This is a genomic window from Reyranella sp., assembly GCF_036558665.1.
In the GTDB taxonomy this organism is placed as follows: Bacteria; Pseudomonadota; Alphaproteobacteria; order Reyranellales; family Reyranellaceae; genus Reyranella.
In genome coordinates this window covers 1-4526 of the sequence record NZ_DATBFE010000079.1, presented here as the reverse complement: position 1 = coordinate 4526, position 4526 = coordinate 1, and the positions used below count along the sequence as shown (strand labels likewise).

Below are 4526 nucleotides of genomic sequence, written 5' to 3'. Positions count from 1 at the left end.
ACGGCGACCTGGCCGAGCCCGGCGCGGACCATGTCGAACAGCTCGACGTTGTTCTGCGCCGAGCAGGCGACCTCGTGGCCGGTCCCGGTGACGACGTCCATCGCCAGCACGTTGTCGCTCTGCAAGCCGTGGCGTTGCGTCCCGGTGCCGACCCCGCCGACGACGAGGGTGCCGCCGACCGAGAGGTCGAGATATTCGGTGACCACCGGCGGCGCGAATCCCGGCGGCAGGGTCGCGGCCAGCACTTCGCGCCAGGTCGCGCCGGCATCGACGACGACGCGGTCGCCCTGCACGTCGTGGACCGCATGCAGCCGCGACATCTCCGCCACGATGCCGTCGCGGGCCATGGCTCGGCCGTAGACGGAATGCCGTTGTCCCTGGGCCGCGAAGCGAAGACCGCGCTGGGACGCCCAGCGGATCGCCGCGGCGATGTCGCCGGATGATTTCGGCCGCAGGATGCAGCTCGGCCGTTGATGGACGAGGTGTCCGAAATCGTCCGCTGCCGCGCTGCAAGCCTGTTCGTCGTTCCGAACCTGTCCCTCGAGGGCCGGCGGGATGCCGTCCGGCGGCCGCGCGGCGGCTGCGGGGGCGACGGTGGTGGCGATGCCTGCGAGCAGGATGCCTCGGCGACTGGCTTCCATGATGGTCCTCCTCTCGGCGACGCTTCCTCAGAAGCGCGCCATTCCCGGTGGCAGCCCGAACAGCACCCGGCCGATCGGTTCGAGGTTGCCGTGCTGCGCGATCGAAAAGTGCTGCGCGGCGGCATGGGCGTCGCGGAAGCAGCGCTCCAGCCGATTGTTCTCGCGAATCGAACTGCTGCCGCCGGCGGCATAGGCGAGGTCCACCGCCTCGATCGCCTGGTGCGCGGCGTGACAAGCCGCGAGTCGTACCAGCGCGCGCCGCTGCAAGGTCACCTCGCGACCGCCCTGCACCTCGTGCCAGAGCGATCCGAGCTCCTCGAACAGGTGGGCGCGGCCGCCGCGCACGCGCGCTTCGGCGCGCGCCAGATCGGCCTGCACCGGGACCTTTTCGCCGAGCACGGCCGTTGACCCGGCCGGGGTCTTGCCTGCGGCGAGGGCCACCAGGGCGTCGATCGCGGCGCGCGCGATGCCGAGCAGGATCGCGGCGAGGATACTGGAGAACACCGTCGGCATGGGCATCGCGTAGAGTGCACCGGGCTGCGTCGGCTGCGGGGTGAAGGCGGACAACGGCATCGTCCGGTCTTGCGGCACGAACAGGTCGCTCACCTGGAAATCGTGGCTGCCGGTGCCGCGCAGGCCGCCGACGTGCCACGTATCGATGACCTCGGCCTGCGCGCGCGGGAACAGGCAGAGGCGCAGCGATGGCGTGCCGTCCGGGCCCGGGCGCGGGCCGGTCGCGTCGTGGACGACGCAGTTGCCGTAGACCCACGAGCTGTGGTCGATGACGCTGCCATGCGTCCAGTGGCCGCTGACCCGATAGCCGCCCGGCACCGTGACGGCACGGCCGGACGGGTTCAGCGTGCCGGCGAGCACGGTGCGGCCGGAGCCGAAGACCTCGCAGGCCGTCTCGATCGGCAGTGCCCCGGCGAAGCGGCCGTGGCCGGCAGCGATCGCCGTGCACCAGCCGACCGAGCCGTCCTGGCGCGACAGCTCCTCGACCACCTCCAGCAGCCGGCACGGCGGCAGCTCCGGTCCGCCGAGCGCCCGCGGCAGCCACAGTCCGAACAGCCCGGCCTCGCCGATCGCCTGCACCAGCGCGTCGGGCAGCCGCCGCTCGCGGTCGAGCCGGTCGCGCTCGGCGGCGACCAGCGGCGCCAGCCCGCGGGCGGTGGCGAGAGCATCGATCCCGGTCATGCCATCTCCTCTGTCCGGCCGGCGGCAGCATTGCCGCCGGGCGGTCGTTGGCCGAACTGGCTGGCCGGATAGGTGGATCGCGCCATCCCGTGGCGGCAATCCGCAGCGCCGGTGATACAGTCTTCCGCGAACCGGACGAATGGCCATCCGCAGATCGGCTGTTCGCTTCCGGGCGTGAGCGGACTTGCAGCCGACCTGCGCGTCGCGACTGCGCTTCAGCTCGCGACAGGCGCTCCATGCCGGGCCCCGCCGACATCGTTCGTCACGCCGCCTGACCATCGAACCGCGTGTCCATCAAAGCGCTTGCCGAGTCGCGCACCCTCGCGTTTGCTCTGCCCCGTTCGCTAGGGGGGAGCAGCATGGAGTGGAGTCGGAAATATTCGTTGCGCAGCTATCTGCGCTCGTCGTTGTGGGTCGGGCCGGTGCTGGCCTATGTCGCCTCGATCGTGCTGGTGCGCCTGATCGGCTATCTCGACACCTGGCTGGCCTGGTCGTGGGACTGGCATATGGAGGTCGCGACCGTCCACTCCGTGCTCGAGGGCCTGGTGGCGGCAACGATCTCCTTCATCGTCTTCGCCTTCAGTTCGCTCCTGGTGGCGATCCAGGTGGCGAGCGCGCAACTCACGCCGCGCATCATCGCCACCACCCTGCTGCGCGACCCGACGATCCGCTCGATCGTGGCGCTGTTCGTGCTCACGCTCAGCTTCGCGCTGGGCACGCTGGTGCGCTCGCAGACCGCGGTCCAGTACCTGCTGCTGAGCTGCGCCATCGTGCTGGCGGGAGCCTCGACCGTGGCCTTCATCTACCTGATCGACTACGCCGCGCGCCTGTTGCGTCCGGTCAGCGTCGTGTGGCGGCTGGGCGAGGAGGGCCTGGCGGTGATCGAGCAGGTCTATCCGTCGCGCATCAAGGGCAAGCATGTGCCGACCGTCCCGCATGCCCCGCCCGGAGCGCCGGCACGCACCCTCTTCCATCAGGGCAGGTCGGCCATCCTCCTCGCCGTCGATCTCGAGACCCTGAAGCGCGAGGCCGAAGCCCGCCAGGGCACGATCGAGTTCGCCCACCAGATCGGCGACTTCATCGCCGTCGGCGAGCCCCTGTTCCTGCTCCATGACGGCGCGGCCGCGGCCGACGAGCGCCGGCTGCGGGCGGCCGTCGCCTTCGGCCCCGAGCGCACCATCGAGCAGGACGCCACCTTCGCCTTCCGGGTGATCGTCGACATCGCGCTGAAGGCGCTGTCGCGGGCGATCAACGACCCCACCACCGCGGTGCTGGCGATCGACCAGCTGCATCGCCTGCTGCGCGCCGTGGGTCGACGTCACCTGCACGACGACGTCATCCGGGACGCCGCCGGCACGGTGCGGCTGGTGTTGCGGACGGCCGACTGGGAGGACTTCCTCCAGTTGTCGTGCCGCGAGATCCGGCTCTACGGGGCCGACAACTACCAGGTCGTCCGCCGGCTGCGCGCCATGCTGCAGAACCTGCTGGCCACGCTGCCCGAGGCGCGCCATGCCGCCGTGCTGCGCGAGCTCGATCTGCTCGATCGCACCCTCGACCGGTTGCCCATGCTTGCGGAGGATCTCGCCCTGTCGCGGGTCGCCGACCTGCAGGGGCTGGGCGCGCCGCAGCGCGACACCCGCCTGCAGCCGTCCGACGCCTGAGCGGGACGGAGGCGAGGCGTCCGTCGCCGGCCTTGATCAAACTCAATGCCCGTCGGGGACGGAACGCGTAGACGCGGGACGCGTGCCGAATCGGCATGGCACAGTGAGGGAGGACACGATGAGTTGGCATACCTCTGTCGCGGCATCCGTCGTCGTCGCCGGCTTCGGGCTTTCCAGTCTCGCCACGCCAGGCTGGTCCCAGAGCGCGTCCAGCGAGCAGCCCATTACCGGCCTGTCGATGACGACCATGGAACATGTCGAGGGACGGATCGCGGGGTTCGACAAGGCAGCCCGGACCGTGTCCGTGACCCTGTCCAACGGCAGGACGGTCAGCGGCAAGGTCAGCGAAGCGGTCGGAGGTCTCGACCTCATCAATGTCGGAGACCGCGTCGATACCGTTGTCGAGGAGACGATGAGCTTCGTCCTGTCGGGGCCCAATACGGCCACGCCGGACAGCCGGTTCGTGGGCGAGATCAGGACTTCCGGACCGACCCAGCTGCCGGGTGGCGCCATATCGGGTCGCGCCGTGGCGACCTGGCTCGTCGTGGGAACCAACCTCGCGGACAACACGATCGCCCTCGTCGAAACGACCGGAGGGCCGGTTCATACCTTCCGCGTGCGCAGCCCCGAAGGCCAGGCTGCCTTGCGCCGGGTGAAGAGCGGCGACAAGCTGACCGTCGTCGCCGCCACTTTCGTCTTTGCCGGCGTGACTCGCAGGAACTGAGGCCAGAGGCCGGCGACAGCCGCGTCAATAGTCGTCGCCGATCGCCCCGCGGCCGGAATCGAGTCGGGCGTCTACTGGAGCACGATGACGACGCGGCGGTTCTGCGGCTCGCGCACGCCGTCGCCGGTCGGGACCAGCAGATCGGTCTCGCCCTTGCCGACGACCGAGATCGCCGTCGCCGGCACGCCGTCGCGCACCAGCGCGTCCTTGACCGCGTTGGCACGACGCAGCGACAGCGCCATGTTGTAGTTGGCCGGGCCCGAGGTGTCGGTATGGCCGGTCGCGGTGATGCGGGCGTTGCCCTTG

The 4526-nt window shown here is 70.4% G+C and carries 5 protein-coding genes; 2 read left to right on the top strand and 3 right to left on the bottom strand.

Going from position 1 to position 4526, the window contains the following annotated elements; all coding sequences use genetic code 11:
- A partial coding sequence (locus tag VH499_RS13520; protein WP_332053266.1) for an FAD-binding protein occupies positions 1–641 on the bottom strand: 641 nt, incomplete at its 3' end.
- 27 nt (positions 642–668) lie between these two features.
- Entirely contained in the window at positions 669–1835 is a 1167-nt protein-coding gene (locus VH499_RS13515) for an acyl-CoA dehydrogenase family protein (RefSeq protein WP_332053265.1), read from the bottom strand.
- A 359-nt stretch (positions 1836–2194) separates the two neighbouring features.
- Here VH499_RS13515 and VH499_RS13510 point away from each other — a divergent pair, with 359 nt between their 5' ends.
- Together VH499_RS13510 and VH499_RS13505 are read left to right on the top strand one after the other, a co-directional pair.
- Positions 2195–3496, top strand: coding sequence for a DUF2254 domain-containing protein (locus VH499_RS13510; protein WP_332053264.1), 1302 nt, complete (start codon positions 2195–2197; stop codon positions 3494–3496).
- A 118-nt stretch (positions 3497–3614) separates the two neighbouring features.
- Positions 3615–4220 carry a hypothetical protein gene (locus tag VH499_RS13505; protein WP_332053263.1) on the top strand — a complete coding sequence of 202 codons (606 nt, stop codon included), beginning with the start codon at positions 3615–3617 and terminating at the stop codon, positions 4218–4220.
- A gap of 71 nt (positions 4221–4291) precedes the next feature.
- On the opposite strand, the gene VH499_RS13500 is transcribed toward VH499_RS13505, so the two are convergent.
- A partial coding sequence (locus VH499_RS13500; RefSeq protein ID WP_332053262.1) for an OmpA family protein occupies positions 4292–4526 on the bottom strand: 235 nt, incomplete at its 5' end.